Origin of the sequence: Pseudomonas jessenii (genome assembly GCF_002236115.1) — a bacterium.
Taxonomy (GTDB): Bacteria; Pseudomonadota; Gammaproteobacteria; order Pseudomonadales; family Pseudomonadaceae; genus Aquipseudomonas; species Aquipseudomonas jessenii.
In genome coordinates, this window is the sequence record NZ_NIWT01000001.1 from 316,541 (window position 1) to 343,110 (window position 26,570).

Genomic DNA, 26,570 nt, shown 5'->3' on the forward strand with positions numbered 1-26,570 from the left:
AATGATTCTATCTCGGGCGGTTTGGGGGCCGCCAATCGGAGCCCGAGCTAGACGCCGGCACCAGTCGAAAGGCAGAAGCGTTGACCGTCACGGGAAAATATTTTTTATGTTACCCCAGGCTGAGCAGATACCTTCCTTCCATAAGTATTGGGATGCCTGTAGAATCGCGCGCTAGCTTTTTGTAATGAATGAGACTTAAAAGTGCCGACGCTCACAACCAATTCTGGTTCCGATATTTTAGGTCGATATTATACCAAGAACGAAATAAGCTCTTTTTTGGTAGAACAGATTGAAATTGTTTCACCAGTACGGCTGCTCGATTTGGGAGCAGGGTCTGGATCTCTGAGTGGCGCGGCCAAAACACGTTGGCCTGACGTGGAAGTATTAACTGTCGATATCGATCCGAAAGTTGACCTGCCTCACTTGTCTATAAGGCGGATGTCAAACGAGCCTTCTCACCAACATTTTGTCACCGACGCTCTGTCTGAAAGCCTATCATCATTATTGAACTGCGATAGCGCGCCAATAGATATTGCAATTTGCAATCCGCCATTCATTACACCAAAGTGGCGCAATGAGTTTAATTTGATTTTGGAGGATGCAGGTTTCATTGACTGTATTCCATTTCCTGCGGATGTGGATGCTGGTCTCCTTTTTTTGGCACAGAACCTTAGGCTTCTTAGCAACAACGCTACGCTCGGCATTATACTTCCAGATAGCTTGATAACTGCACACAAGTATAAAAAGTTCAGGGCTACGCTGCTTAGTGAGTATGTGGTAACAAAAGTAATACAGCTGCCTCGTGGTTCTTTTCATAATACGGATGCCTTGGCTAGCATCGTTATAATGCAAAAACTAAAAAAGCATCAGGAAAATATTCGTATTTATTGCCTGATGAATGACAAAACTCTTAGTGAGCCGATCCTTGTCGATGTCCTCTCTGCTGCGGAGCGACTCGACTATTCATACCATTCCCATCGACTTGCTACCGCTTCTGAAGTGCGTGGGAAGCATGTTACGTTAGGTGACCTTGGTGTTGAAGTAAAACGTGGTGGGTTATCTAGTGCGCAAGTTAAGGTCTCGGTCTTTCCAGTTTTGCACATTACAGATATAAAAAAGATCAGTGTGGGGGAGTGGTTGGATTTTTCAGCCTTTGAGCCTGTACATCCTAATGAATGCTCGAATTTAGTTAAGGCACAGCCAGGAGATATATTAATTTCGAGAGTAGGTAGAAATCTCGAAAGTAAAATTGTTGGTGTAATGGCTGGTGCTTTTGCGGTGAGTGATTGTGTGTATGTAGTCAGATGCCCGGCAGAAGTGCGCGAAGCGGTGTTAACGCAGCTAGCAAGCTCGGAAGGCAGGGCTTGGATATCAGCACATTCGTATGGGGTCGCAGCAAAGCAATTAGCAAAAAAAGAACTCCTAAATTTTCCAGTGCTTCTTAATACATGCAGGGATGTTTAAATGGAATTTGAAGAAAGAGCCGATCAGCTATCGCCAGAAGAAATTAGTACCTCGCTGGCTGATGGTGAAATCCTAAAAAAAGCAAGACAAAAGCTCTTGGCCACCGGGGCGAAATTTTTAATAGGCCCAAGAGGTACGGGTAAAACGCATCTTATGCGTTTTACATATTCACAGGCTCTACTAAACAAATCCTCCCCGCTCGTCCTTTACTCTAGTTTTAATAGATATCTCCACCTAGAACCTTTGTTGAAAAAGACTCCGGATGCGCTAAAAAGGTTTCATTCGTGGGTTCTTGCCAAGATCTTAATTAGTGCTTTTGATTATATTAATGACTTGAGTAGTAATGGGGATTTTCTTAAGGATCAAGACGCAATATATGATGAAGAAAAGCTGCGCGAACTAGTTTCACTGTTGGAGCGCGGGTCAGGGGTCCAGCTTTATGAAAGCTATGGTCAATTTATTACCGTTGATCACGTAATCAGAGCAATTCGATCACTTACTGCCAGATTCAATAGGGCTCGTGCCGTTTTGCTGTTGGATGATGCGGCATTAAGTTTGTCTGATCAATATTTGATAGCTTTTTTTGAGATTTTTAGAGTATTAAAAGTCGAAGGTATTGCACCAAAGGCTTCTGTCTATCCAGGTACCACTCAATACGGCCCAACATTTCACGCTTCACATGAAGTCGAAGAAGTGCCTCTCTGGCTTTCTGTAGAGGATACTGCATATTCTACTATTATGGGTGATATAGCTAATAGACGGCTAACGTCTGAACAGCAAAGGAATATTTCGCCGGATATCTTGGAGCTGTTCAAATATACCGCGTTCGGGATACCTCGCGTCTTTTTAAGATTGCTTCGAGAGTATTTTTCAGAGAAGACTGGAACTTCACAATCGAAGGTCAATAAGATTATTGATCAGCAAGTTGAATTAATTGGGGCGGAGTACGATTCACTTGCTCTGAAACTTAAGCAGTTCTCATCGGTCATCGAAACCGGGCGAGCTTTTTTCTCAAATGCGGTATTAGAGGTGTCTGAGTTTCAGAATAAAGACCTTTCTAAGCGCAATATAGTTATTGGATTGCTACAAAGCGATGATCGTACCCCTCTAGCAGATCGAATGATCAAATTTCTGATAGAGGTCGGAATGCTGTTTCCGTTGCAGTCCGTTTCGCATGGGCAAAATAGAAAGTATGATCGTTACATACCGCATCTTGCATTCCTTTATCAGGGTGGTGCATTTAAAGAAGGGAGGCGCAATACATTTCGCGGTTTAGCCGATGTAATGCAAGCTGCTGCAGCAAAGCACCCATTGAGAAGGGAATTTAAATCTTTGCTGACGTCTCGCGAGCTGGCGGACTTAAAGCTTGATTTACCACCTTGCCAGAGATGTGGCACACAACGTTTCAACGATTCTCAGCAATTTTGTCATAATTGTGGCGAAGAACTCGTAGGTTCATCGCTTTTTGAGGAATGTATGAAGCTACCTCTTGGAGAGGTGCCCGGCATAAGCAAAACGCTTATCACGAGAATCCACCAAGATACAAATATCCGCAATATTTCCGATGTTGTTATTTCACAGAACGCCTCAGGCGAGCTTCAAAAGGCAAACTACGTTGGGCCTCGGCGCGCCGAAAATATAATAAAAAAAGTTGAGCTCACAGTTGAGGAGTTTCTCTCATAATGGCTACTCCTTTCAAAACACAATTAATTACTTGCGTGGTGCCGACTCCACCGAGTCTGAGCACGCACCTTTTATTTGATCACAACCATCTAGAGCCAACTACTTCGCCCGTTGATCAATTTCTTGAACGTTTGCATTCGATCAATAGACTTTCTCCGGATCCGGTTAATTTTGATCCGTTGCAGGGGCAGCTTGTTCTTTTAGGTGTAATCGCTGCAGTCGAAAGCTATCTTAGGACCTTGCTTAGGAAAATTATTTCGATAGATGAACTGTCGCAAAACGCTTCTTACAAACGAGATATCTCGTTTGGGGCCGCTGTTCATTTGCATAAAGACATGATGCCAGAAGCCATTTTGGAAAGAGTCTCGTTCATCAGTAAGGACAGCATTACCGGGACTATAAAGGATTGCTTAGGAATTAAAGGCCACACACCTTCGTACGTTGAAGCCTCAATTGACGATTACGTTAAGATTTGCCATCTTCGACACTGTGCTGTACATCGGTTTGGTAGGTTAGGGGCGTCCAATGCGTTGGCATTAGGAATCCAGGATCACAGAGAATTATTAGAAAAACCGTTACTGTTGGACTATCTTTCCCTGCAGACAGCGATATCCATTTCGACAAACCTTGTAAAAACTATAAATAATTTCTTGTTTAATGAGGTAATATCTCGGCTTCCTGATCATACTTGGCAAGGCACATACACAAGAGATAAAAAGATTTTTTTGGCTTACTATCGTATATTTGCAGATAGTGTGAGTTCAGCGGGGTCAACAACTGACTCCAAGTCTCTGTATAGTGAATTTCAATTACAGCGAAGAAATTATCTAGCTGGTCAGCAACGTTAGTGCTCGCAAACTGACAAATGCCTTTATTTGGCATTTGTCAGTTTTCTGTAATTTCAAATCACTCTCCAAGTGCTTCCACGCAAAAAGTTTAGTGCCCTTTGACTCAGGTGCTAACCGTAGATGGACTCTCTGCGACGCCTAGCGCACTGATTATCGCTTGAAGGGGGGAAAGCATCTGCGGTTAACGCCGTCATAATCACGATTGCCGCTAGCCACGTAACTAAATTTAGTGCCGCTGCTGCTGCTGGCGTGCCGGTAACTCATTTCCGGGTTTTCATCACCGTCACTGCACATCGGCTTAAGCAAGGCACAGACCGACATTAAGTATTTTCCGAATACCTGTAAAAATAGTTGTCCATATGGAATAGCTCTGCTTTTATAGCAACGTGTTCAGCTGTACAGCGCGACACCACCAAGGAGCTCGGCCATGCGTCGGGCTTTTTTATTTGCTGCTCCGAAGCCTCGCCATTGTGCGGGGCTTCTTTGTTTTTGGGATTCCCATCAGCGGAGAATGCCACCTTTTTTGTTACCTCAACTCCCTTGTTGGGAACGCGCCGAGATGATGCCCATGCCGGAAAAACCAGATACTTGGGTCATTGTTTTCATGTGGTTGAGTCAGCATTCGCAGACCATTTGGGCGGCATTTCTGTCGTTGTGCATGACGGTACTTCGCGTGTTCTACACCGGCGGTACCTGGAAGGATGCACTGATAGAAGGCCCCATGTGCGTCTTGCTCTCCCTGAGCATTATCTGGGGCTTTGAACTGATGGGATTGTCGCCGTCGCTGGCCCAACCGGTTGGCATTTGGGTCGGTTTCCTCGGGGTGAAGAAAGTCGCTCACTGGGCTGATCGAATTGCTGAAAGCAAGTTTCCCAAATCGGATTCAGCGCCGTGAAGCGCCGTCCTTGGTTGCTGCCTCTTGTGCTCCTGCTGGTTTATGCCACCACGGGATACATTCATTGTGGTGAGCCACCTGCATGCCAGCCGCTCGCCGCTCAATCATTCAATCGTGAGGTTTAGAGAATGGCCTACACCCAATACGAAACTGTCGTCGCCAACACTCCCGAGGAACTGACGGCCAAGCTGGCACAGGCCATCGCCGATGGTTGGCAGCCTTACGGTAGTCCTGTTTCCATCACTGAAGGCTTTCAAGTACTTCAAGCAGTGGTGAAGGGATCGAGCAATGTCGGCGGTGCGCCTACCGACATCACCTCGGACAACATCACGGACGCGTCGGATGTCGGTAAAGCGGTGCTGGTCAGTGTCGACGCCGCCGCTGCTCGTGTTGCTATCGGCAGTGGAACTTCGGACTTCTCGGGTAGCTACAACGACCTGACCGACCAACCAGTCATTCCAGCCGAGGGTGATGCCGCGCTGCTGGAAGCTGGTACCGACCTCGTCGCGCATACCTGGTCAGCCAAACTGATTCATGACGAGATTGCCCGTCAGATTGCAGCGCTACCGGCATGAGCATCACATCCACAATCTCGACTGCCTCCGTTTTAAACGCGACCTTCAGCCAGCGCAGGATCAGGGTTTCCAAACCCGCCGGGGACCCTGGCAACTTCCAAGGAACACGGGGCATAAGACTCGCGCAAAAGCGCTAGCGGCAGGGTCTGAAAGTTAGTTGACACAGGTTGACAGGTTGACAGCAAATCCCTGATTTCGAGCCGTCAAAGATTGTACTTATCCCCCCATCATTTCTCCGCACAGCCCCGTTACGACTGGTCGTAACGCCTATCTGCTCTATTCAGGTGTTCACAATGAAACTCCCGGATAAACGCTTGGGAAGCCTGTCAAGTAAGTTGACAAGCTTACGCGTTACCCGGAAATAAACAGGTGAGGGTATATGGCTTTTTTAACTCGCAAGGAATACGGCGAACTGAAGGGCTGGTCGAGGCAGCACATCAGTAAATTGGTCCAAAATGAAAGGCTGGTTGTGAACGGCGCCGGGTTGATTGACGTGGATGCTAGCGATCAGCTCCTGGCGATGACCAGCGATCCGAGTAAAGCCGGCGTCGCTGCTCGACACGAGCAGCAGCGACTTCAGCGCGACGCTCCCAGTGCGTGCGAAGAAATCGAGGCTGATCAGCTGGGACTGGCGCCGGATTTTCAGAAGGCCCGCGCTATGCGGGAACACTATTTGGCCTTGCAAGAGCAGGCCAACTTTCATACCCAGCAGGGCACACTCGTTGAGCGAAAGGCAGTGGAAAATGCAGCCTATAACGCCGGCCGCCTAGTGCGTGATCAGTTGCTGGGATTGCCTCCGCGCCTGGCCCCGGAAATGGCAGGGATGACCGACCCCTGGCAAATCGAGAGGCTTTTGACTGCGGCCATTCGACAAGCGCTGGAAGACGCCGAACGAGTGTCAAAGGCAGATCTAGAGCACGCCGTCACCCCGAGTTAAATCTATGCCCTCAGAGATCCCGAATGGTGCAGCGGTGTACCGTGAGGCGCATTTCCGTGGGCTACAACCGGACCCAGATCTCTGGATCGATCAGTGGGCCGACGAGTACATGCGTATCCCACGCGATGCCGGCGCCGCCGAACCCGGCCAGTACCGTACGGCACGAACACCGTATGCCCGCGAGCCGATGCGCTGCCTATCACCGGCGCACCCCTGCAAGCGCGTGGTGACCATGGTCGCCTCGCAGTTGATGAAAACCCAGATTGCCTTGAACTGGATTGCCGGCCTGATCCACATGGCGCCGTCGAACATTCTCACGCTGTTGCCCAGCCTGGGGTTGGCCAAACGAGTCTCGTCGCGCATCGGCAAGACCATCAAGGCCACCCCGGTGCTGCGCGAACGAGTGGCGGCGAACCGTTCGCGCGATGCGCGCAACACCATGGACACCAAAGAGTTCGAAGGTGGTTCGCTGTATGTCACCACCGCGGGTTCTGCAGCGAACCTGTCAGAGTTGTCAGCCCGGTATATTTACGGCGATGAAGTCGATCGCTGGGTGGTGGACGTGGGCGAGGAGGGCGACCCGATTGAGCTGGCGGAAACCCGGGGCAGCACATTTGGCCGTAACGCCAAGTTCTACTTTTCCAGTTCGCCGACGATCCGGGGCGCCTCGCGCATTGCCGATCTGTTCGAGACCAGCGACCAGCGTTATTACTACGTGCCATGCCCGACCTGTGGGCACATGCAAGTCCTGGAATGGGAACGCCTGCATTACTCGACGGATTGCCAGCGGGCGCACTACGAGTGCGCCGGGCCTGACTGTGACGTGCTGATCGAAGAACATCACAAGGGTGAGATGTTGGCCAAGGGCGAGTGGCGCGCCCATGCCCAGGGCGATGGTGAAACCGTCGGCTTCAACCTCAATGCGTTGTACTCGCCGCCCGGCTGGACCGGTTGGGCCGCTCTGGCCAAGCAGTTCGAGAAGGCCAAAACAGCCATGTCCCGCGGCGATTTGGAGCCGATGCAGGTGTTCTATAACACCCGTCTGGCCAAGGTTTGGGACAGCGCCCAAGAGCAAACCAAAGCCGATGTGCTGATGGCTCGGGCCCGCCTGGAAACCTATGGTTTGGGTTCGATGCCGTGCGCCGTGCTGATGCTCACGGCCTCGGTCGACGTCCAGGCCAACCGGCTGGAGTTCATGGTGGTGGGTTGGGGCGCCGGCATGGAGCGCTGGATCATCGACTATCAGGTGATCTGGGGCGATCCCTCCGACGAACGCACCTGGTCGGTGCTCGATGACAAACTCAAGGCGCGTTATCCGCATCCGTGTGGCGCGGACCTGACAATCCGGGCAGCCGGCATCGACTCCGGCGGCAACCACACCGACGAGGTGTACCAGTTCTGTCGACTGCGGCGCTGGCGCAACATCTTCGCGGTCAAGGGCGCGAGCAAGTCGGGTCGGCCGGTGATTGCGCAGCGGCCATCGATGATGGATGTCACCTGGAAAGGCCTGACCGAGCGCAAAGGTGTCGAGCTGTGGTTCATCGGTACCGACACGGCCAAGGACTGGATTTACAACCGCTATCCGGTGGAGGGCGGTCCCGGCGCGCTGCACTTTGCTAACGACCTGCCGGATGATTTCTTCGCCCAGTGCGTCGCCGAGCGCAAGGTGACTCGGTACATCAAAGGCTACAAAAAAATCGAATGGGTCAAGGGCAAGGCGGAGCGCAACGAAGCCCTCGACTTGATGGTGTACAGCCTGGCGATGGCGCATTACCTGGGCCTGAATCGCTACAAGGAACACGACTGGGAGCGGGTGAGAAGCGCCCTGATGCAGACGGCGCCTCCGGGTGAAAAAGCTATTGCAGTCGAACATGTCCGCGCTCCGGCGCCATCTCCGCAGCAACCGCCTGATCCCGTGCCGCCACCTGCCAAGCCGGCAACAGCACCGCTGCCGATTGCACGGCCGCCACAGCGTCGGAGCTCCAGCAGCGGCTACCTCAAAAAACGACGCTGAGTGAAGGCGCACCGTTGTAACCCACGTTGTCTTATTACTTTAGAGCGATCCCCATGGCCTTTACCCAACAGCAACTCGATGCGGTCGAGAAGGCAATTGCGCGTGGCGAAAAAATCGTGCGTTACGCCGATCGCAACGTCGAGTACCGCGACATCGACGAATTGCTCAGGGCACGCGATGAAATTCGTAGCTCGTTGATCGCGGCGGCCGGACCTCGTTCGCGCATCGTGCGGCTTTACCATGGAGGCAAGGGACTGTAATGGCTCGTCACTTTCCCACCTTGGGCCGCAGCGGATTCTTGATTCCCTCGAACATCAAGGCTAGCTATGAAGGCGCGGCTGAAGGGCGTCGTTCCGCCAGTTGGGATGCGCCCGACGCCGGTTTCAACAGCATTGCCATTCCGGCGCTGCGTAACCTGCGCTCGCGTTCCCGCGCGGCAGTGCGCAACGACCCGTACGCCTTCAACATTATCGACAAGCGGGTCAGCAACCTGATCGGCACCGGCATCACGCCGCGGCCAAAAACCCAGGATGACGAGCTTCGGCATCTGTTGCAGGAACTCTGGGCCGACTGGACCGAAGAATCCGACGCCGATGGTCTCACCGACTTTTACGGACAGCAGGCGTTGATCGCGCGGACGGTGGAAACGGCCGGCGAATGTTTTGTCCGCTTGCGCCCGCGCAGCCTCGAAGAGGGGCTGGTGGTGCCGCTGCAACTCCAGGTGCTGGCGCCGGAGTTTGTGCCACACGACAAGTCCGAAATGGCCCGTAACGGCAACGTCATTCGTGCCGGCATTGAGTTCAGCCCGGACAGTCGCCGGGTGGCGTACTGGATGTATCGCTCGCATCCCGGCGATGCCTCGTCGTTGAACAGTGGCTACAACCAGCTGGTGCGCGTACCGGCGAGCCAGGTGCTGCACATTTTCGAGCCGGTCGAACCGGGTCAGCTGCGTGGTCTGCCGCGTTTATCGCCGGTGCTCAAGCGCCTGCGCAGCCTGGACAACTACGACGATGCGGTGTTGTTCCGCCAGGAGGTGGCCAACCTGTTCGCCGGCTTCATCAAGAAGCCATCACCGGATGACATCCAGACGCCGGTCGACCCGGTGACCGGTGCGCCGCTGAACCTCGCCTCGGATGGTTTCACACCCATGGTGGCGTTGGAGCCCGGGACCATGCAGGAGTTGTTGCCAGGCGAGGAGGTGGAGTTTTCCACGCCACCGGATGCCGGCAACAACTACCCGGATTTCATGCGTCAGCAATTGATGGCAGCGGCGGCTGGTGCCGGAATGCCGTACGAAATCCTCACTGGCGACATGCGCGAAGTGAACGACCGAGCGCTGCGGGTGGTGCTCACCGAGTTCCGGCGTCGACTGGAGCAGCTGCAATTTGGTGTGTATGTGCACCAGTTGTGTCGCCCGGTGCGGGCCGCGTGGATGGACATGGCGGTGCTCAGCGGCGCCGTGTTGTTGCCGGACTACGCCCAACGACGCCGTGAGTACCTGCGTACACGCTGGGTGCCACAAGGCTGGGCCTACATCCATCCGGTTCAGGATGTTCAGTCACGCACGATGGAAGTTAACGCCGGCTTTGCTTCGCGCAGCGAGATGGTCCTGCGCACCGGCTATGACGCCGAAACGGTGGACGAAGAAAACGCCGCGGATGCCGAGCGGGCTCGGGGCAAAGGTCTTAATTACAGCACGCTCGTCGAACTGCTCCAGGCGCTCGACGACAAGGAGCAGACATGAGCAAGAAAACGCGGCCGCGCATTTACAACAAGGCCGGCCAGCGGGTGCCGGTGCAGGACAAAAGCTGGTACGCCGTGCATGCCAGCGGTGAAGCCACCGAGCGGGTGATTGAAGTCTTTGTGTACGGCGAGATCGGCACCTGGGGCATTACGGCCAGTCAGTTTATGCAGGATCTGCGCGCCGTCGATGATGGCGTGTCGCCGGTGATCGCGGCGTTCAACAGCATCGGTGGCGACCTGTTTGACGGGTTGGCCATGCACAACACGTTGTCACGGCTGGGCGAGCGTTGCACGGCACGTATCGATGCATTGGCTGCAAGTGCGGCCAGTGTCGCGGTGTGCGGTGCCCACAAGGTGGTAATTGCGTCCAATGCGATGTTGATGATCCACAACCCGTGGACCTATGCGGCTGGCGATGCCGAGAGCTTTCGCAAGGTGGCGGATGTCCTCGACCAAACCATGGAGGCGATCATCGCGGCCTACAAAGCCAAGGCACCGGACATCGATGAGGTGGAGTTACGGGGTTTGGTGGCCGCCGAAACCTGGCTGACAGCCAGTGAGGCAGTGGCTCTGGGGCTGGCCGATGAGGTGGGCGATGGGGTGCAGGTCAAAGCGTGTCTGGGTCAGGGCGGGGTAATGCAGCGTTATCAGCACACCCCAGCTGAACTGCTGGCCCAGCTCGATGAGTTGCCTGAGCCAGATCCGGAGCCGGCGCCAAGCGATCCACCCAAGCCGGTGACGGACTCGGCCAAGCTGGCGTTGTTGATCACTCAACGTTGCGCGGAGGCGGGGATCAGCAACCTGGTCGCGCCATTGCTCAGTTCGACCCAGCTTCAAAGCGAAGAGATCGTCCAGGCGGGGCTGACCCGGGCCAAGGCGGTGCATGACCTGTGTGTCGCGGCACGACTGCCAGAACTCAGCCTCGAGTATGTGGCCGCGGGGCTGGATGAGCCCGCGGTACGCGCGCGGCTGTTCGACAAGATCGTCAGCAGCGGCAACGGTTTCGAAATTGACAATAGCGTGCCCCTCAACGATGACCCTGCACCGAAGGTGCTGGCGAAACAACCAAATCCGTCTTCGATCTGGGCAGCCCGTCAGGCTGTCCATGCGGGGCAATCCAACAGTGCAAAAGGAGCACGAGCATGACCGTAAAGTACGAAACGCTACACGCCGGCGAGTTTCTGCTCTCCGAAGGGGCCGGGAAGATCTCTCGTGAATCCATTCTGGTGGCTGCAGGTGCTGCTTTGAATGCTGGCCAGGTGCTGGGGCTGGTCACGGCGACCAATGAGTTTGCCCCATACGATCCCGCCGCCACCGACGGCACCGAAGTGGCGGCCTGCATCCTCTACGGGCCACTGGGCGAATCGACCGAAGAGCGTCGCGCCAGTGCCGTGGTGCGGCTGGCCGAGGTCAGCGAGGTGCATTTGACCGGTTTCGATGTTGAGGCCGAGGGTGCCTTGGCGGCTCAGTTTGTAATTGCCCGCTAAGGCATTTCCCTTTCATCCAAACCCCGCCTTGAGCGGGGTTTTGCTTTTCTGGAGAGTTCCTTCATGGCCGATATTGGCATTTTTACCGACGATGTTTTTTCCGTGTCCTCGCTGACTGCGGCGATCAATGAGCAGGAGTACTTGCCGGGCCGCATCAGCAGCCTTGGTCTGTTTCGCGAGGAAGGCATCAGCACCCTGACCGTGCAGATTGAAAAGGACGGCAACACCCTGGCCCTGGTGCCAGCGGGTGAACGTGGTACCTCGGGTCTGGTCGTGGGTGCAAGCAAGCGTCAGATGATTCCGTTTAACACCGTGCACCTGCCGCAGCGTTTCACCATCAAGGCGGACGAAATTCAGGGCATTCGCGCCTTTGGTACGACCACCGAGTTGCAGGCCGTGCAGGGCGTAGTGAACACGCGCCTGAGCAAGGCCAAGCGTCAGCTCGATGCCACCCATGAATTTCAACGCATGGGCGCGCTGAACGGCCTGGTGCTGGACGCGGATGGCTCGACGGTCCTGCTGAACATCTATCAGGCGTTTGGCGTGGAGCAACAAAGCTTGTCCATGGGTCTGAACGACTCGGCGACGAAGATCCGGGTCAAGTGCGCCGAAGCGCTGGACATGCAGGACGATGAACTGGGTAGCGTCACCAGCTCGGGCGCGCGAGCCTTCTGTGGCAAGAATTTCTGGAACAAGCTGATCACGCACAAATCGGTTGAGGAAACCTACCTCAATACGATCCAAGCCGCGGAATTGCGTGGTGATGCGCGGGACAGCTTCGAGCTGGGCGGCATCGTCTGGGAGCGCTACCGCGGGCGAATCGCTGGCGTGTCGTTTATTCATGACGATACAGCACTGTTGATTCCCGAAGGCGTGCCGGATCTGTACATCTCCTGTTTTGCCCCGGCGGACTACATGGAAACGGCCAACACCCAGGGCCTGCCGTATTACAGCAAGCTGGAACCACTGCCGTTCAACAAGGGCATGGCCGGTGAAGCCCAGTCCAACCCGTTGCACCTGTGCACCCGTCCTCGGGCGCAGATCCTGCTGACGCTCTGACCATGGCCTTTCGAGACCTGGTCGCGGAGATCGACAGCGTGGTGTTCGACACCCTGGCCGATGTTGGCTTCATTGAAGGTCGGCGCGTGCAGGGCATGTTCTCGGCGCCCTGGTTGCAACCCAAAGTCGGCCGCTTGAACACCGGTCTGCGCGAGCCGTGTTTTCACATTCGCGTGGCCGACGCCGCGGGCGTGGAAAAAGCGCAGACAGTGCTCATCGACTTACCTGCTCTGGACGGTGGTGGCGAGTACACCCTGACTCACCTGGAGCCAGCGGGTGATGGTCTGGTGGCCTTGTCGTTGAGGTTAAAAGCATGAGTGCCGTGCCGGTTTCTCTGCAGTTTTCTGCAGACGATATGCAGGCTTTTAAACAGCTGGCCAAGGTGATGCCCAAAGCGGTCGCAGCAGCTCAACGGCGGGCGATCAACAAGACCTTGGGCTGGCTGGCCACTCACATGGCGCGCGATGTCAGCAAGCAGGAGCGGATTGCCGTGCGGGCAGTGCGCCAGCGCTTGCGCAGCTATCCCATCAAAGGCCAGGGGCAGTTGGGCAAACTCTGGTTCGGCACCAACCCGATGGAGGCCAGCCGGATTGGTAATCCCCGGCAGGGCAAGGCCGGTGTCTCAGTGGCGGGGCGACGTTATCAGGGTGCGTTTTATAAACGCGTGTATGGCAACAAGGCGGATATCTGGATTCGCACCTCCAGCAAACACTTCAACCCGGATGACTATCCCGGCAGCAGCGCGTCCGCCGGTGGAGGCACAAGTTCGGGCTGGATCGCGGAAAACGACAATCGCTTTCCACTGGCCAAGGCCAAGGTCTCGCTCGAAGACGTTGAAGGTCCGTTTTACACCTGGGCCAACAAGGCCGACGAGCATTTACTGGTCGTGTTCAAACAAGAGATGAACTTTGAGTTGCACAAATACCTGAAGGGGAGCGCCCGTGTCTGATCCTGCCTTTTCGCTGGATGCGTTGTACGCCGCCATTGAGGACCACATCCGCCAGGCACTGCCCTCGGTGCGGTTTGTGGCGACCTGCCCGGACATTCAGGACCGGATAGCGTTGCCGGCGGTATTTCTCGAGCCGGTGGAGTTTGAGCCCGGGCCCGACATCGGCACCGGTGAAACCGTGTTGATCCAGCGCTTTGAAGCGCGGGTCATTGTCGCGCCCGAGTTGGCCCACCATCAGCAACTGGGTGCGCAGTTGGCGGCGCAAATTGCGGTTCTATTGCGAGCGCAGACCTGGGGGCTGGATAACGTCGAACAGGCGCAGTTCGTCGCCTCGCGTCAGGACTGGACCAAACCCGAACTGGATGGCTACACCGTGTGGACGGTGGAATGGACCCAGCAGATCTACCTCGGCGAGGTTGAGTGGCTGTGGCCTGTCGAGCCTCCGGGCACGCTGTACCTGAACGTCGATGGCTGCACCGGTACCGGCAATGAAGATCACTACTTTCAACCGGAGGATCTGGCATGGGATACGCCAGCGCCGAACACGACCGGATGATTGCCGCGATGCTGATGCCTTGCGTGGTGGTCGGCCTCGATCTAAGTGCCGGCCGGGTGCGGGTCAAGGCCGGTACCTGGGTCAGTGCCTGGGTGCGTTGGCACAGCCTGGCGGCGGGCAAGGCTCGCCATTGGCGGGCGCCGAGCCTGAATGAGCAGGGCGCATTGTTCAGCCCCAGCGGTGATCCGGCCATGGGCACCTTTATCCCGGGGCTGTATGGCAACGCCGGGACGCCGCCGGACAACCGCGATCACGTCGAAGCCTGGTACTTCGACGATGGCGGCTCGCTGGTCTACGACTGGCAAGCCGGCAGCTACCGCATCGATTTGCCCAACGGCAGTAGCGCGACCATCACGGTCGGTGGCTCGCTGTTTGAAGTGACGCCGGATCAAGTCCGGGTGACGGCCAGCCAGATCACCCTGGTGGGTGAGGTGAGCATCGACGGTGCATTGAGTGTGTCCGGTGACATCTCCGGCGCCGGCACGATCATGGATGCCGGGGGCAACAGCAGCAACCACTCGCATTGAGTGAACATTCACCTTCAGCCCGCCGCGCGCGGGCTTTTTCATGCCTGGAGAAAAACCATGACGAGTAAAACCAAGGAAGTTTCCGCCGCCACGGATGCACCCGCGCCGGCCACGCTGAGCATCTTTCGCGACACGCTGTACACCTCGCGGGTGCTGATCCTGCTGGACGCCGGGCGCACCTTGAAAGTCGAAAAGGGCCAGGTTGCGGTGGCCTCGGATGACACGGTCGCGCTCGAGTATTTGCGCGGCCGTAAGGACTTTGTCGCGGTCGAGGGCTGATCGAATGATCGGGATGATCGGACTGGATCGCCGCACCGGCCAGCTCATTTCCGGCCTCGATCACCTGCGCCAGTCCATCGAGGACATCTTGTCCACGCCCTTGGGCAGCCGACGCATGCGCCCGGAGTACGGCAGCAAGCTGCGGCGCTTTGTCGACCTGCCGGTCAATGACGGCTGGAAAAGCGCCGTGCAGGCCGAGGTGGCCAGCACGCTGGGCCGTTGGGAGCCACGCCTGAAGCTGGGCCGGGTGCGCGCCGTGGCCATCCTCGACGGGCGTATCACATTTGAGCTGACCGGGCAGTACCTGGGTAGCGACGTGACTTTGGAGGTGTCCGCATGACCATGGAACTGGCGGCCCTGCCGCCGCCGCAAGTGCTGGAGGACCTCGACTTTGAGGAGGTTTACCAGGAGAAACTCGAAGCCTTCCGCCTGAGCATGAGCGACAACTGGAGCGCGGAGCTGGAAAGCGATCCGGTGCTCAAGCTGATCGAGCAGGCCGCGTATGGCGCCTTGCAGAACCGGGCGCGGGTCAACGACGCGGGCAAGGCCTTGCTGTTGGCCCATGCTGAGCGGGCTGACCTCGATCATCTGGCCGCCAACGTCAACCTGCAGCGCCTGGTGATTCAGGCGGGAGATCCGAGCACGGTGCCGCCGACGCCGCAGGTGCTCGAAGAGGACGATGCCCTGCGCGAGCGGGTGCAGCTGTCGTATGAAGGACTGACCACCGCGGGGCCGCGCAATAGCTACATCCTGCATGCGCGTAACGCCTCGGGTCTGGTGGCTGATGCCACAGCGGAAAGCCCGTCGCCGGCCGTGGTAATGGTCACCGTGCTCAGCCTCGAGGGCAGCGGTGCGGCTTCCCCTGAACTGCTGGAACAGGTCCGGCAGCACCTCAACGACGAAGACGTGCGGCCGGTGGCCGACCGCCTCACGGTGCAAAGTGCGGTGGTCATCGACTACCGCATTGAAGCGGTGCTGTATCCGCAGGCACCGGGTCCGGAGAACGAAGCCTACCTGGCTGAAAGCCAGAAACGTCTGAGCGAGTGGATCAACCCGCGTCGTCGCCTGGGGCTGGAAGTCGCGCGCTCGGGGATCGATGCGCAATTGCACATTCCCGGCATCGCCCGGGTTGAGCTGTTGGGCTGGACCGATATCAAGCCGACTAAGGCCGAGGCGGCGTATTGCACGGGCTACAGCGTGACGCTGGGGGCCTGACATGAGCAGCCAGTTACCGCTCAACAGCACGCCGCTGGAGCTGGCCGTGGAAGCGGCCAACTACGAAAACACACTAATTCCGCTGCGCAGTTTGTACAACGCCGATACCTGCCCCGAGCATTTGATGCCGTACCTCGCCTGGTCCTGGTCGGTGGACCGCTGGAACAACAACTGGGCACCGGAGGCCAAGCGCACGGCGATCCGTTCGGCGTACGACGTGCACGCGCGCAAAGGCACCATCGGTGCGCTGCGTCGGGTGGTCGAGCCTTTGGGCTACCTGATCGACGTGGTCGAGTGGTTCGACACCGTGCCGGAAGGCGTGCCCGGTACGTTCGCCCTGGAGGTGGGGCTGAATGACGCCGGCATCACCGAGGAACTGTACGAGGAACTGGCGTGGTTGATCGACGACGCCCGTCCGGTCAGCCGGCACATGACCAACCTGGCGCTCAGCCTGCAGACCGGGGGGGTGCTGGGCATTGCCGTGTGCGTGCAAGAAGGTGAAGAGATCGACGTGTACCCGCCGGCACCGAAAGACATCGACGTGACCGGCACTTTTGGCCCGGTGCTCTGCGTCGATGAAACCGATACTTTGGACGTTTATCCCTATGATTGATAAAACCAGTCAGTTTTTTGCCATTCTCACGGCGGTCGGTGAAGCCAAGCACGCCAATGCCATCGCCATGGGCCTGGACTGGATGTTCACCGAGATGGGCCTGGGCGATGCCAACGGCACCGACCCGATTCCCGATCGTCTGCAGACCCAGCTGATCAACGAATGGCGCCGGGCGCCGATCAACCAGATCCGGGTCGATCCGGCCAATCCCAACACGGTGATCACTGAGCAGATCATTCCGCCGGAAGTGGGCGGTGAGTGGATTCGCGAGATCGGCCTGTACGATGTCGACGGTGATCTGGTGGCGGTGGCCAACTGCGCACCGAGCTATAAACCATTGCTGGACCAGGGCAGTGGCAAAACCCAAGTGGTGCGGATGAACTTCATCGTCAGCAGCTCGGCGAACATCGTGCTGAAGATTGACCCGGCGGTGGTGCTGGCCACGCGTGAATATGTCGACCTGGCTATCAGTGAGGCGCTGGCCAAGCTGGATCACAAACAGTCAGCGCGGGTGGCGGCCACGGTTCCCATCACCCTGAGCAATGTGCAGACCATCGATGACGTGGCCGTGGCCGCCGGTGATCGCGTGCTGGTGACCGCCCAGGCAGAGACCCAGAACAACGGTGTCTATGTCGTTAACGCCGAAGGCTGGACGCGGGCCGCTGATGCCGACAACAGCCTGGAAGTGACACCGGGGTTGTTTATCCACGTCGAGCAGGGCACGACCAACGGCGACAGCCTCTGGCAGTTGGTCACCGACGCGCCGATCACCCTCGGCACCACCGGTTTGCAGTTTGAAATGATCGCGGGCGGCAGTGGGGGCGGTGTCGGCACCTTTCGCAGTGTCACCGTCGATGCCCTTGGGCGCGTGATCGCTGGCACCAACCCGACCACCCTGGACGGCTACGGCATCACCGATGCGATGGCGGTCAGCGAAAACCTGGGCGATGTTGCGGATGTGGTCGAGGCTCGGAATAACCTCGGGCTGGGCACCGCCGCAACCGCTGCTGTGCAGGTCCATCTGCACGATGAAACGCCTGATGTGCTGATGAAGGTCGGAGCGTTCGGCTGGGGCGGGCCCGCCTATGCGGTCAGTGATGTTGACATCGGTGGCTTAAACGCGGAGACGGCCCTCTATTTCATCAGCAATGGCATAGGAGGGCCAGGTGGCGGGATCTATGAGGGTTGGGTTCGCGTCTCGGCGATTACACCAGGTCAATACGCCTTCCAGGAGATTTATGGGAATGCCGACCACACCCTACACCGCCGGGCCTTGACTGCCGGTGTTTGGGGCGAATGGGAAAGCATCTGGGACTCAACCAATCTGGTTAAACAAATCTACCCCCAAGATGACACGCCAGGCCGTGTATTGCTCACGGGTGCTTATGGCATCGGTCACGGGGGGATTGTCCTTCCCGACGGCACCGATCTAAACACAGTCACCACCGTGGGTATTTACCGGGTGAACCCCGGCCCGAACGTTCCAGAGGGCGGCCAATTCTCCCCCATGCTGGTTACGGTCAGTCAAGACACCCTCTGGCAACAAATCATCGGCTATAACACCGGTACAACTCTTACTCGTGGCGGTGTTCGGACCCCAGAGGGATTCGTATTCAGTGAGTGGGTAACGAGTTGGGACACTAGTAACTTTGACCCTGCTGCGTACCAGGCGGCACTGGGTTTCACTCCCGTGCAGCAAGGCGGTGGTGCGGGTCAGGAGTCGAACAAGGTCTACATTGGTTATCGACCCGCCTCGAGCGACGTGGGTTTACAGGTTGATGCATCCGACTTCGGGAAGATCTGGACCGAAAGCAATTTTGATCCTGCTTCCATATTTGCCGTCCCTGTCGGCGTGCCGTTTCCATGGCCAACCGCTACGCCACCTGACAAATGCGTTTTGATGGGGGGGCAGCCGTTCAATGTCGAGTGGTACCCGGCATTGGCAGCCGTGTATCCCAGCGGCTTCCTGCCAGACATGCGCGCCGAGTCGATTCGTGGTTTGGATGGCGGGCGCGGAATTGATCCCGACTCTGGGCGCCCCGTGTTGAGCCTTCAACTCGACACGCTACAAAACATGACGGGTGAACTCAGGCTACAGGACGATGATTCGATGTTGCTGGTGAATACCGCGACCGGCGTATTTACGGCTACTGGTTACATGACGAGTGATATACCCGCTGCACCACGAGTCAGTACAACGGGCAACATGTCTGTAACTTTCAATCCTTCAGCCGTCGCCCGTGTGAGTACGGAAACCCGCATGCGCAACGTGGCTTACAACTACATCTGCAGGATGTACTGATGACTACTTTAGTGAATGGCTTTTTTGATGAGAGTGGGTGGATCGACGTTTACACGTTCAGTGAAACCACCACCGAATACCTCGGCCAACACGAAACCTATGTCAGCTGTGGCTGCGGTCTGCCAGCGGGCGCCACGTTGGAAGAACCGCCCGAAGCCGGGGACGGGGAGGTGGTGGTCTGGAGGGATGGCACGTGGCTGGTGGTGCCCGACTACCGAGGCGTGGCTTACCGCACCACCGATGGTACCGAGGTGACGCATTCGATGCCGGGCGAGTTGCCGGCCGAGCTGACAGCTTTGCCGCGACCGAGTTCGGCCTATATCTGGGCTGGTTTCGACTGGGTATTAGATGCCGCGCTCGATCTGGCACTACAGAGCCGGCGAGAACGGTCGTGGGTCGAAAATGAATTGCATTGGGCGGGCAGAGAGGTCGACAAGCATCAGGATGCGGACCCGGGCGCGATCAGCACGGAACTGGCCTGGCGCACCTATCGCAATGAGCTGCGGGCGTGGCCTGGATCGCCGGACTTTCCGGCCAGTGATAAACGGCCGTTAAAGCCGGACGGATCGACCAACACCGCATCCTGACGCCCCGCATTGCCGGGGCGTTTTCTTTTCCATGCTGCACGTCACCGCACATCCCCACGGCCTCGCTTATGCGGGGCTTTTTCGTTTCTGGAGCATCACTCTATGAGTTTTTTTCACGGCGTCACCGTGACCTTGGTGGACACCGGCGCCCGGCATATCACCACCCCGTCCGCGTCGATCATCGGCCTGTGCAACACCTTTACCGTGGCGCCGCCGGCCACGGCTGCAGCCAACGAATTGCTGCTGATCACCCGCGAAAGCGAAGCGGTCGCCGCTTGGGGGCCGGACGCGGCGATCACCCAGGACTGCAAAGCCATTTTCAAACGGTCCAAGGCGGTGATTGTCGCCGTCGGCGTGCCGCTGCTGGAAGACCCGGCCGAGCAGCTGTCCGCGATCATCGGCGGGGTTTGGGCCGACGGCAGCCGTACCGGCATGCAGGCGTTGCTCAACGGTAAAAGCAAGTTCAACGCCCAGCCACGGTTGTTGGTGACTCCGGGGTACTCGGCGACGCTGGCGGTCGCCACCGAGTTGGTCGCGCTGGGTGATAAGATGCGGGCCATGGCCATCATCGACGGGCCGAACACCACCGACGAAGCCGCGATTGCGTATGCCGAAAACTTCGGCAGCAAACACGCCTACATGGTCGACCCTGGCGTGCAGTTCTGGGATACCGGAACCAGTGCCACCGTCAATGCACCGGCTTCGGCTTGGACTGCTGGCCTGTTTGCCTGGACCGATGCCACCTACGGTTTCTGGGCCTCGCCGTCGAACAAGGAGTTTGTCGGCATCACCGGCACCACGCGCCCAATTGAGTTTCTTGATGGTGACCCCTCCTGTCGGGCCAACGTGCTGAACAACGCGAACATCACCACGATCATCCGTGATGACGGCTACCGCCTGTGGGGCAACCGCACGCTGTCCAGCGACCCGAAATGGAAGTTCGTCACCCGCGTGCGCACGTTGGATATCGTCATGGACGCCATCCTCTACGCGCACAAGTGGGCCGTCGACCGCTCGATCACTGCGACCTACGTCAAGGACGTGACCGAAGGCCTGCAGGCGTTCATGCGCGACCTGAAGAATCAGGGCGCGATCATCAACTTTGAGGTCTATGCCGACGAAGAGCTGAACACCTCCAGCGAACTCAGCGACGGCAAGGTGTACTGGAACATTCGGTTCACCGATGTGCCGCCGGCCGAAAACCCGAACTTCCGCGTGGAGGTGACCGATCAGTGGATCACTGAAGTGCTGGACACCGCTGCCTAAGGAGGCCGTTTTATGATTCCTGAAGTGCTCTACAACACCAACCTGTTCGTCGACGGCATCAGCCTCCAAGGCGACGTGCCGAGCCTGACCCTGCCCAAGTTGACCCTCAAAACTGACGAATACCGCGCGGGCGGCATGGATGCGGCGGTCGAACTCGACATGGGTATGGAGAAGCTGGAAGCCAGCTTCCTCACCAATGGGGTGCGCCGCGAGGTGCTGAAGTTCTTCGGCCAGTCCGACTTGACCGGGTTCAACGCCTCGTTCCGCGGTGCCTTTAAGGGCCAGAAAGGTGTGGTCAAGTCAGTGGTCGCCACCCTGCGCGGCAGCCTCAAGGAAGTCGATCCGGGGGACTGGAAACCGGGCGAAAAGGGCGAGTTCAAGTACGCCGTTGCGGTGACCTATTACAAGCTGGAGATCGACGGCAGCGTGATGTTTGAAATCGATCCCCTCAACTCGATCCGCGTCATCGATGGTACCGATCAACTGGCCGCTGTGCGGTCCGCCCTGGGCATGTAAGGAGCCACACCATGAGCAACGCAAAAGACAACGTCCTGCCGAAATGGCTGCAACTGGGCAGCGGCATCGCCACCGTAACCCTGTCCCGACCGAGCGAGGCTAATGGCATTCAGGTCGACAAGCTGACCCTGCGTGAACCGACGGTGCGCGAGATGCGCGCCGCCACCTTGCAGGGCGGTAGCAACGAAGAAGAGCAGGAAATGGTTTTGTTCTGCAGTCTTGCGAGCATCGGCCGCGCGGATCTGGAGGGGCTGCTGATGCGTGATTATCGTCGTCTGCAGACCGCCTATTTTCGTGTGGGAGCAGATGACGGGGTTTAACCCCAAGCTGCAAAAAGCCCTGGCTAAACGCTTGGCCGCCGAGCTGAACTTTTCGGCGGCCGAGATTCAGGGGCTGTCGTTTTCCGAGATGGTCTGGTGGCTCACGGACTGAGCCCATCCCGTCGCACGTAGGTGATAACCATGTCGAACAAACTCTCGCTCGGGCTGGTGATTGGCGGCGCCGTCGATTCCTCCCTGGGCGCCGCCTTCAAGAACGTCAGCGGCGAAATGAAAAAGCTGGAGGCGCAAACCACGCGCGCCAAGGGCTTGCAGAAAGTCATCGGCGAGACCATGCGTCTACGCGAGGAATGGAAAAAAGCCCACGACAGCGGCGCGGCCAATGCCAGCGCGCTGCTCAAAAAGCTGGAGGCCAACAACTCCAGTCTGCGTAAGCAGGGTATTGAGGTCGGGCGCTTGCGTCAGGAGTACCTGGCACTGGGCAAGGTGGTGCGCAGTGCCGAGTTCAAAGCCAAAGGGATGGGGCAGGTGGAAGAGGGGCGAGAGAGCCTGCGCAGTGGGTTCGGCACGGCGGTGGCCGGTACCACCCTGGCCGCCGTGCCGACCAAGGTCAGCGCGGATTTTCAGGCGATTATTCGTGACATCGCGATCAAGTCTGGTACCGCCAATACTCAACAGGAAGTAAATACCGCCCGTGACATTGTGCAGACTTCGAAAGATACCGGCATGGCCAACACCCAGGTGGCCGAGCTGGTAAACCAGCTGGTGGGTGGCGGCATGGATCTGACCGAAGCGCTGAAGTATGCGCCGGTGGCGGCCAAGTTTGCGGTCGGGCAGGGCGCGTCGGGTACCGATACGGCGAAGATGATTCTGGCGATGCAGAACAACGCCAAGATCACCGACCCGAAAAAAATGGAACAGGCCTTGGCGTCGGTCGCGTTGCTGGGCCAGCAAGGCAGCTTCGAAGCGGCCGACATGGCCAAGTGGTTTCCGGAACTGTTGGCGCAGATGGCCAGCAGCGGCATCACCGGTCAGGATGCGGTGACCCAGCTGGGCGCCATGCTGCAGGTGCAGATCAAGAGCGCCGGCAGTGCCGATGAGGCGGCGAACAACCTGAAAAACTGGGTCGCGAAAATTGGCTCGGGGGAAACCGTTAAAGGCTATGCCGATGCCGGCATCGACTATCAGGGTTCGATGAACGCGGCCATTGGCAAGGGTCTGTCGACCTTTGAAGCCAGTTTCGAACTGGCGCGCCGGTACGTGGAAAAGACCGATCCGAAAAAGGCCAAGCAGCTGAATCAGGGGCTGACCCAGATCAGCCAGGAGACGGACCCGGCCAAGGCGCAAGCGATGGCCGATGCCTTGGCCGCCACTTTGCGTACCGGCGATTTGTTTGCCGACATGCAGGTCAAGACGGCCCTGATGGCGTACACCCAGAACAAAAAATTCTACGCGGACCTGAAAAAAGGCGCCTCGGACCCCAACGGCCCGCGCAAGGACATTCTCGACAAGAACCTGAATGAACGGCGTGAAACGTCAGCGCAACGCTGGGCCGAAACCGGTCAGGCGTTCAACGATTCGCTGCGAGCGATCGGGGATGCCTTGCGTCCGGCGACAGATGCGCTGGCCACCGGCATTGGCGCGGCAGCCCGTGGCTTGACCGCCTTGTCTGAGGAGACGCCCAAGGCGGTGCTGGGCCTGGCGGCACTCACTACCGGTGCGTTGGTATTGGGCAAAGCCTGGGCCGCGCTGAAGATCGGCCGGGGGCTGGTGAACATCGCCCGTGGTTCGGCCGGTGACCGGTCCAACATCGTCCAGCGGGTGTTCGTGACCAACGCGAAGGACGGCGATGACGACGGGCCGGATCGCGATCCAAGGCGAAAGCGAAAAGCTTCTGCCAATCGGCTTTCCCGGGGAGTGAAAGCGGGCGGGGCGCTGGCGGTAGCCGCTGCCGGCTTACAGGTGGTGGACACTTACCAGAAAGCGACCACGCGCGATGAGAAGGCCGAAGGCTACGGTGAGGCGGCAGGTAGCTTGGCTGGTGGCTTGGCGGGTGCAGCGGCCGGGGCGGCCATTGGTTCGATCATCCCACTGATCGGAACCGCGATTGGCGGAATGATCGGTGGCGCGCTCGGCGCATGGGGCGGTGGTGACGTGGGCGCGACCATGGGCAAGGCCTTGTTTGGTGGGCCGGACACGCCGGCCAAAGCACCGATTGGCATCTTGCCCATGGCCGCCGGCCAGGGGGTGGGCGCGGTCGTGCGCTCGATGGAAAACGCTCCCGCTGTGCCGGTCACGGCGGCGGCATTGATGTCGACGACGGTGGCAAAAACACCCGAATGGCCGAAGGTCGATCAGCAATTCACCTTCGCCCCGGCCCCGGTTTTTCAGGTGCATGGCGATGTGAAAGACCCGGCGCAATTGGTCCAGGAATTGATGCCGTACCTGCGCCGTCAGTTTGATGACTTCGCCCGGGAAGCGCGCGACCGCCAGTTGTTTGATGCGCCCCACGTGGGCTGAGGAAGTGTTATGGCGGATGAAAAGACCTACCTGCAGCACCTGCAGGGCGGGCTGAAGTACATGGTCGACGCGGGGGAGGCCGGGCGCACTGACCTGGAGTCCATGACCGGACCCATGAATGGCGCGCTCAATGAGATCAGTGGGGCGGCCGATGCGCTGGAAGGTCTGCCCTTTATCAGCGAGGACCTGAGCGACAAGACCCGGCGTTTGCAAAGTGCAATCAACTCGGCGCAGGCCAAGATCGGCAAGGTCGCCAGCTACTACAACCAGACCCAGCGAGCCTTGGCCCAGTTTGATGAGCACTTTTCCGCCCTGACCGAACAGATCGGCCGGTTTGGCGCGGCGTTCAACAAAGTGGTGGGCAAGGCCAATGCCGCGTTGGGCAACATCTTCCCCACCGAATGGTTTGCCGGCGACATGACGCCGATTCCCGAAGCGGTGAAGCCGTTCCCACACCTGCTGATTCTCTACCCGCTCAAGGCCAATGAGCGGCCGTATTACTTCAACCTGGACACCGCCGCGTTTGACGAACTCCGGCGGCAGACGTCGTTTCGCTGGGCCGCGCAGGAACGCCTGACGCGGCGCCCGGCGCAGCAGGCGGTGGGTCTGGGGGACGAAAAAATCACCATCAAGGGCGCGATCTACCCGAGCTTCAAAGGCGGGCTGAAGCAGCTGGATACGCTGCGCAGCATCGGCGCCAAGTTGCTGCCACTGAACCTGACTACCGGTTATGGCGAGGTGTTGGGCAACTGGTGTTTGACCCATATTGAAGAAGAGCAAAGCGCCTTGCTGCCCGGGGCGATCCCGCGCAAACAGGGCTTTTCATTGGAGTTTGTCCGCTATGGCGATGACCTGCAGAACAGCTGACGGGGATCTGCTCGACACCCTGTGTCACCACTATTACGGCCACCTGAACCGCAGCGTCGAGGCGGTGCTGGCAGCCAATCAGGGCTTGGCCGATGAGCCGCAGCCATTCCGGGCCGGCGTGCTGATCACACTGCCGGAGCTGGTGGTGGAGACTGACAGCGTGATCTCGCTGTGGGAGTGATCCCGTTACCCAGCCCGCCGCGTGCGGGCTTTTTCTTGTCCGGAGTACCGACATGCAACCGCTTTTCCGTCTCGTCGCCGACGGCGCCGACATCACCACCTTGATCAATGATCGGCTGGTCTCACTACAGCTATCCGATCGGCCTGGGATGGCCTCGGATTCATTTGAGCTGCGCATTGATGATCGCGACGGGGCGGTGTCGCTGCCCGTGCGTGGCGCAAGTATCGAAATCTACCTGGGTTATGCCGGCGCCGACCTGACCCGCATGGGCCGCTACACCGTGGACGAAGTGGCCGTCTCCGGCCCACCGGACACGCTGGTGATCAGCGGCAAGGCCAGCGACATGCGCGGCAGCGGCAAAACCACCCGCAGCGGCAGTTGGGAGGATGTCAGCCTGGCGCAGATTGTGGGCGACGTTGCCGCGCGCAATGGCTGGCAGCCGTCGTGTCCGGTCGATACCCGGGTGCCACGCATGGATCAGCTCAATGAGTCGGACTTTAATTTCATCACCCGGGTGGCCAAGAAGCACGACTGCACGGCCAAGGTGGCCGACGGCAAGCTGCTGGTCTTGCCGCGACAGGGCGGACAGAGCGCCAGTGGCAAAGCCTTGGCGGTGATCACCCTGCAGCGCAGTGACGTGACTCGCTGGCAGTTTCGCTTGAGCGACCGCAGTGCTCATCAGGGGGTCAGCACCCAGTACCAGGACAAGGCCAGCGGGGAATTATTGGTCTCGCACCTGGACAACCCCAATGTGCCCGAGGGCCTGCCGCCGGTGCATACCGATCGGCACCTCTACCCAGACCGCACGGCGGCCGACGAGGCGGCCAAGGCGCGTCTGGCGGCGTTCAATCGTTCCACCGCCTCGGTGCGTCTCGACCTGCCCGGTCGGACCGACCTGTTTGCCGAAATCATGATTGAGGCGCAAGGCTTCAAGCGCGGACTCGATGGTGAATACCTGGTGGAGTCGGTGGATCACACCTTCACCCCGTCCGGCTGGACGGTGTCGGTGGAGTGCAATGGCGGCAAGGAGGGCAAGGCCAAGGCCTCAGGCAAGCCGCAGAAAGTCGTGCTCGAAGTGGTCGATTGAGTGCCCGGGCGCGTAAATCGGCCCGAGTTAGAAGTCTCAGAATCAAAGTAAAAGGAGCGGCCAGGCTGGGTGCGTCAACATCCAGCCTGGCCACCGTTCCCGCAGATTGTCCCTGCAAGTCC

30 protein-coding genes are annotated in these 26,570 nt (G+C 58.2%); all 30 read left to right on the forward strand.

The annotated features are described in order from the left end of the window. Positions 1 to 201 precede the first annotated feature (201 nt). The 30 genes from PSJE_RS01450 (at position 202) to PSJE_RS01585 (ending at position 26,448) form a co-directional block, all read left to right on the forward strand. Entirely contained in the window at positions 202 to 1,464 is a 1,263-nt protein-coding gene (locus PSJE_RS01450; RefSeq protein ID WP_090455580.1) for an N-6 DNA methylase, read from the forward strand. Continuing rightward, positions 1,465 to 3,147: a zinc ribbon domain-containing protein gene (locus tag PSJE_RS01455; RefSeq protein ID WP_090455579.1), complete on the forward strand. Its 1,683-nt coding sequence runs from the start codon at positions 1,465 to 1,467 to the stop codon at positions 3,145 to 3,147. Beyond that, on the forward strand, positions 3,147 to 3,995 hold the full coding sequence (locus PSJE_RS30165; RefSeq protein ID WP_139212702.1) for a hypothetical protein: 849 nt from the start codon (positions 3,147 to 3,149) through the stop codon (positions 3,993 to 3,995). The genes PSJE_RS01455 and PSJE_RS30165 overlap by 1 nt, the downstream gene beginning before the upstream one ends. 427 nt (positions 3,996 to 4,422) lie before the next feature. Then, positions 4,423 to 4,890, forward strand: coding sequence for a phage holin, lambda family (locus tag PSJE_RS01460; protein WP_328587069.1), 468 nt, complete (start codon positions 4,423 to 4,425; stop codon positions 4,888 to 4,890). Positions 4,891 to 5,018: 128 nt separating this feature from the next. After that, positions 5,019 to 5,465, forward strand: a complete 447-nt coding sequence (locus PSJE_RS01465; protein ID WP_090455576.1) for a DUF1737 domain-containing protein — start codon at positions 5,019 to 5,021, stop codon at positions 5,463 to 5,465. Between the two features lie 379 nt (positions 5,466 to 5,844). After that, a complete protein-coding gene (locus PSJE_RS01470) occupies positions 5,845 to 6,402 on the forward strand; it encodes a terminase small subunit (RefSeq protein ID WP_090455575.1) in 558 nt (185 codons plus the stop codon). Between the two features lie 4 nt (positions 6,403 to 6,406). Further along, positions 6,407 to 8,416: a phage terminase large subunit family protein gene (locus PSJE_RS01475; protein ID WP_090455574.1), complete on the forward strand. Its 2,010-nt coding sequence runs from the start codon at positions 6,407 to 6,409 to the stop codon at positions 8,414 to 8,416. 53 nt (positions 8,417 to 8,469) lie between these two features. After that, positions 8,470 to 8,676 carry a phage head-tail joining protein gene (locus PSJE_RS01480; RefSeq protein ID WP_027923826.1) on the forward strand — a complete coding sequence of 69 codons (207 nt, stop codon included), beginning with the start codon at positions 8,470 to 8,472 and terminating at the stop codon, positions 8,674 to 8,676. Continuing rightward, positions 8,676 to 10,160: a phage portal protein gene (locus PSJE_RS01485; RefSeq protein WP_090455573.1), complete on the forward strand. Its 1,485-nt coding sequence runs from the start codon at positions 8,676 to 8,678 to the stop codon at positions 10,158 to 10,160. Before PSJE_RS01480 ends, PSJE_RS01485 begins: the two co-directional genes overlap by 1 nt. Beyond that, positions 10,157 to 11,305 carry a head maturation protease, ClpP-related gene (locus PSJE_RS01490; protein WP_090455572.1) on the forward strand — a complete coding sequence of 383 codons (1,149 nt, stop codon included), beginning with the start codon at positions 10,157 to 10,159 and terminating at the stop codon, positions 11,303 to 11,305. Before PSJE_RS01485 ends, PSJE_RS01490 begins: the two co-directional genes overlap by 4 nt. After that, on the forward strand, positions 11,302 to 11,646 hold the full coding sequence (locus PSJE_RS01495) for a head decoration protein (protein WP_090455571.1): 345 nt from the start codon (positions 11,302 to 11,304) through the stop codon (positions 11,644 to 11,646). The genes PSJE_RS01490 and PSJE_RS01495 overlap by 4 nt, the downstream gene beginning before the upstream one ends. Positions 11,647 to 11,709: 63 nt before the next feature. Continuing rightward, the gene (locus PSJE_RS01500) at positions 11,710 to 12,705 is read left to right on the forward strand and encodes a major capsid protein (protein ID WP_090455570.1); all 996 of its coding nucleotides are present in this window, start codon (positions 11,710 to 11,712) and stop codon (positions 12,703 to 12,705) included. 2 nt (positions 12,706 to 12,707) lie between these two features. After that, complete coding sequence (locus PSJE_RS01505) at positions 12,708 to 13,022, forward strand: head-tail joining protein (protein WP_090455569.1); 315 nt, start codon at positions 12,708 to 12,710, stop codon at positions 13,020 to 13,022. A 38-nt stretch (positions 13,023 to 13,060) separates the two neighbouring features. Continuing rightward, positions 13,061 to 13,654 (forward strand): phage tail protein, encoded by a 594-nt coding sequence (locus PSJE_RS01510; RefSeq protein WP_244908394.1) that lies wholly within the window; start codon positions 13,061 to 13,063, stop codon positions 13,652 to 13,654. Continuing rightward, complete coding sequence (locus PSJE_RS01515) at positions 13,647 to 14,210, forward strand: hypothetical protein (RefSeq protein ID WP_090455567.1); 564 nt, start codon at positions 13,647 to 13,649, stop codon at positions 14,208 to 14,210. Before PSJE_RS01510 ends, PSJE_RS01515 begins: the two co-directional genes overlap by 8 nt. Further along, a complete protein-coding gene (locus tag PSJE_RS01520; protein ID WP_090455566.1) occupies positions 14,177 to 14,737 on the forward strand; it encodes a phage baseplate assembly protein V in 561 nt (186 codons plus the stop codon). The genes PSJE_RS01515 and PSJE_RS01520 overlap by 34 nt, the downstream gene beginning before the upstream one ends. A 57-nt stretch (positions 14,738 to 14,794) precedes the next feature. Continuing rightward, positions 14,795 to 15,016 (forward strand): hypothetical protein, encoded by a 222-nt coding sequence (locus PSJE_RS01525; RefSeq protein WP_090455565.1) that lies wholly within the window; start codon positions 14,795 to 14,797, stop codon positions 15,014 to 15,016. A gap of 13 nt (positions 15,017 to 15,029) precedes the next feature. Then, complete coding sequence (locus PSJE_RS01530) at positions 15,030 to 15,356, forward strand: GPW/gp25 family protein (protein WP_043302559.1); 327 nt, start codon at positions 15,030 to 15,032, stop codon at positions 15,354 to 15,356. Beyond that, complete coding sequence (locus PSJE_RS01535) at positions 15,353 to 16,231, forward strand: baseplate assembly protein (protein ID WP_090455564.1); 879 nt, start codon at positions 15,353 to 15,355, stop codon at positions 16,229 to 16,231. Before PSJE_RS01530 ends, PSJE_RS01535 begins: the two co-directional genes overlap by 4 nt. 1 nt (position 16,232) lies before the next feature. Next, positions 16,233 to 16,844: a phage tail protein I gene (locus tag PSJE_RS01540; protein ID WP_090455563.1), complete on the forward strand. Its 612-nt coding sequence runs from the start codon at positions 16,233 to 16,235 to the stop codon at positions 16,842 to 16,844. Then, positions 16,837 to 19,146, forward strand: coding sequence for a phage tail protein (locus PSJE_RS31410; protein ID WP_090455562.1), 2,310 nt, complete (start codon positions 16,837 to 16,839; stop codon positions 19,144 to 19,146). The genes PSJE_RS01540 and PSJE_RS31410 overlap by 8 nt, the downstream gene beginning before the upstream one ends. Further along, entirely contained in the window at positions 19,146 to 19,733 is a 588-nt protein-coding gene (locus tag PSJE_RS01550) for a tail fiber assembly protein (protein WP_090455561.1), read from the forward strand. Before PSJE_RS31410 ends, PSJE_RS01550 begins: the two co-directional genes overlap by 1 nt. Before the next feature lie 102 nt (positions 19,734 to 19,835). Next, on the forward strand, positions 19,836 to 20,999 hold the full coding sequence (locus tag PSJE_RS01555) for a phage tail sheath subtilisin-like domain-containing protein (RefSeq protein WP_090455559.1): 1,164 nt from the start codon (positions 19,836 to 19,838) through the stop codon (positions 20,997 to 20,999). Between the two features lie 12 nt (positions 21,000 to 21,011). Then, on the forward strand, positions 21,012 to 21,515 hold the full coding sequence (locus PSJE_RS01560) for a phage major tail tube protein (protein WP_085725766.1): 504 nt from the start codon (positions 21,012 to 21,014) through the stop codon (positions 21,513 to 21,515). Between the two features lie 11 nt (positions 21,516 to 21,526). Beyond that, a complete protein-coding gene (locus PSJE_RS01565; protein ID WP_090455557.1) occupies positions 21,527 to 21,835 on the forward strand; it encodes a phage tail assembly protein in 309 nt (102 codons plus the stop codon). Next, positions 21,822 to 21,947: a hypothetical protein gene (locus tag PSJE_RS31890; RefSeq protein WP_268876098.1), complete on the forward strand. Its 126-nt coding sequence runs from the start codon at positions 21,822 to 21,824 to the stop codon at positions 21,945 to 21,947. Before PSJE_RS01565 ends, PSJE_RS31890 begins: the two co-directional genes overlap by 14 nt. Positions 21,948 to 21,976: 29 nt before the next feature. Continuing rightward, complete coding sequence (locus PSJE_RS01570) at positions 21,977 to 24,313, forward strand: phage tail tape measure protein (RefSeq protein WP_090455555.1); 2,337 nt, start codon at positions 21,977 to 21,979, stop codon at positions 24,311 to 24,313. Between the two features lie 9 nt (positions 24,314 to 24,322). Next, positions 24,323 to 25,180 (forward strand): phage tail protein, encoded by an 858-nt coding sequence (locus PSJE_RS01575; protein ID WP_090455553.1) that lies wholly within the window; start codon positions 24,323 to 24,325, stop codon positions 25,178 to 25,180. Further along, the gene (locus PSJE_RS01580) at positions 25,155 to 25,361 is read left to right on the forward strand and encodes a tail protein X (RefSeq protein WP_090455551.1); all 207 of its coding nucleotides are present in this window, start codon (positions 25,155 to 25,157) and stop codon (positions 25,359 to 25,361) included. Before PSJE_RS01575 ends, PSJE_RS01580 begins: the two co-directional genes overlap by 26 nt. Before the next feature lie 52 nt (positions 25,362 to 25,413). Further along, positions 25,414 to 26,448 (forward strand): phage late control D family protein, encoded by a 1,035-nt coding sequence (locus tag PSJE_RS01585; protein WP_090455549.1) that lies wholly within the window; start codon positions 25,414 to 25,416, stop codon positions 26,446 to 26,448. Positions 26,449 to 26,570: the final 122 nt, after the last annotated feature.

What these genes read in the sequence shown, in the direction of transcription:
- PSJE_RS01455 (WP_090455579.1), top strand. Translation starts at nt 1,465, where the DNA reads ATGGAATTTGAAGAAAGAGCCGATCAGCTATCGCCAGAAGAAATTAGT.
- PSJE_RS30165 (WP_139212702.1), top strand. Translation starts at nt 3,147, where the DNA reads ATGGCTACTCCTTTCAAAACACAATTAATTACTTGCGTGGTGCCGACT.
- PSJE_RS01460 (WP_328587069.1), top strand. Translation starts at nt 4,423, where the DNA reads ATGCGTCGGGCTTTTTTATTTGCTGCTCCGAAGCCTCGCCATTGTGCG.
- PSJE_RS01465 (WP_090455576.1), top strand. Translation starts at nt 5,019, where the DNA reads ATGGCCTACACCCAATACGAAACTGTCGTCGCCAACACTCCCGAGGAA.
- PSJE_RS01470 (WP_090455575.1), top strand. Translation starts at nt 5,845, where the DNA reads ATGGCTTTTTTAACTCGCAAGGAATACGGCGAACTGAAGGGCTGGTCG.
- PSJE_RS01475 (WP_090455574.1), top strand. Translation starts at nt 6,407, where the DNA reads ATGCCCTCAGAGATCCCGAATGGTGCAGCGGTGTACCGTGAGGCGCAT.
- PSJE_RS01480 (WP_027923826.1), top strand. Translation starts at nt 8,470, where the DNA reads ATGGCCTTTACCCAACAGCAACTCGATGCGGTCGAGAAGGCAATTGCG.
- PSJE_RS01485 (WP_090455573.1), top strand. Translation starts at nt 8,676, where the DNA reads ATGGCTCGTCACTTTCCCACCTTGGGCCGCAGCGGATTCTTGATTCCC.
- PSJE_RS01490 (WP_090455572.1), top strand. Translation starts at nt 10,157, where the DNA reads ATGAGCAAGAAAACGCGGCCGCGCATTTACAACAAGGCCGGCCAGCGG.
- PSJE_RS01495 (WP_090455571.1), top strand. Translation starts at nt 11,302, where the DNA reads ATGACCGTAAAGTACGAAACGCTACACGCCGGCGAGTTTCTGCTCTCC.
- PSJE_RS01500 (WP_090455570.1), top strand. Translation starts at nt 11,710, where the DNA reads ATGGCCGATATTGGCATTTTTACCGACGATGTTTTTTCCGTGTCCTCG.
- PSJE_RS01505 (WP_090455569.1), top strand. Translation starts at nt 12,708, where the DNA reads ATGGCCTTTCGAGACCTGGTCGCGGAGATCGACAGCGTGGTGTTCGAC.
- PSJE_RS01510 (WP_244908394.1), top strand. Translation starts at nt 13,061, where the DNA reads ATGCAGGCTTTTAAACAGCTGGCCAAGGTGATGCCCAAAGCGGTCGCA.
- PSJE_RS01520 (WP_090455566.1), top strand. Translation starts at nt 14,177, where the DNA reads ATGGGATACGCCAGCGCCGAACACGACCGGATGATTGCCGCGATGCTG.
- PSJE_RS01525 (WP_090455565.1), top strand. Translation starts at nt 14,795, where the DNA reads ATGACGAGTAAAACCAAGGAAGTTTCCGCCGCCACGGATGCACCCGCG.
- PSJE_RS01530 (WP_043302559.1), top strand. Translation starts at nt 15,030, where the DNA reads ATGATCGGACTGGATCGCCGCACCGGCCAGCTCATTTCCGGCCTCGAT.
- PSJE_RS01535 (WP_090455564.1), top strand. Translation starts at nt 15,353, where the DNA reads ATGACCATGGAACTGGCGGCCCTGCCGCCGCCGCAAGTGCTGGAGGAC.
- PSJE_RS01540 (WP_090455563.1), top strand. Translation starts at nt 16,233, where the DNA reads ATGAGCAGCCAGTTACCGCTCAACAGCACGCCGCTGGAGCTGGCCGTG.
- PSJE_RS31410 (WP_090455562.1), top strand. Translation starts at nt 16,837, where the DNA reads ATGATTGATAAAACCAGTCAGTTTTTTGCCATTCTCACGGCGGTCGGT.
- PSJE_RS01550 (WP_090455561.1), top strand. Translation starts at nt 19,146, where the DNA reads ATGACTACTTTAGTGAATGGCTTTTTTGATGAGAGTGGGTGGATCGAC.
- PSJE_RS01555 (WP_090455559.1), top strand. Translation starts at nt 19,836, where the DNA reads ATGAGTTTTTTTCACGGCGTCACCGTGACCTTGGTGGACACCGGCGCC.
- PSJE_RS01560 (WP_085725766.1), top strand. Translation starts at nt 21,012, where the DNA reads ATGATTCCTGAAGTGCTCTACAACACCAACCTGTTCGTCGACGGCATC.
- PSJE_RS01565 (WP_090455557.1), top strand. Translation starts at nt 21,527, where the DNA reads ATGAGCAACGCAAAAGACAACGTCCTGCCGAAATGGCTGCAACTGGGC.
- PSJE_RS31890 (WP_268876098.1), top strand. Translation starts at nt 21,822, where the DNA reads ATGACGGGGTTTAACCCCAAGCTGCAAAAAGCCCTGGCTAAACGCTTG.
- PSJE_RS01570 (WP_090455555.1), top strand. Translation starts at nt 21,977, where the DNA reads ATGTCGAACAAACTCTCGCTCGGGCTGGTGATTGGCGGCGCCGTCGAT.
- PSJE_RS01575 (WP_090455553.1), top strand. Translation starts at nt 24,323, where the DNA reads ATGGCGGATGAAAAGACCTACCTGCAGCACCTGCAGGGCGGGCTGAAG.
- PSJE_RS01580 (WP_090455551.1), top strand. Translation starts at nt 25,155, where the DNA reads ATGGCGATGACCTGCAGAACAGCTGACGGGGATCTGCTCGACACCCTG.
- PSJE_RS01585 (WP_090455549.1), top strand. Translation starts at nt 25,414, where the DNA reads ATGCAACCGCTTTTCCGTCTCGTCGCCGACGGCGCCGACATCACCACC.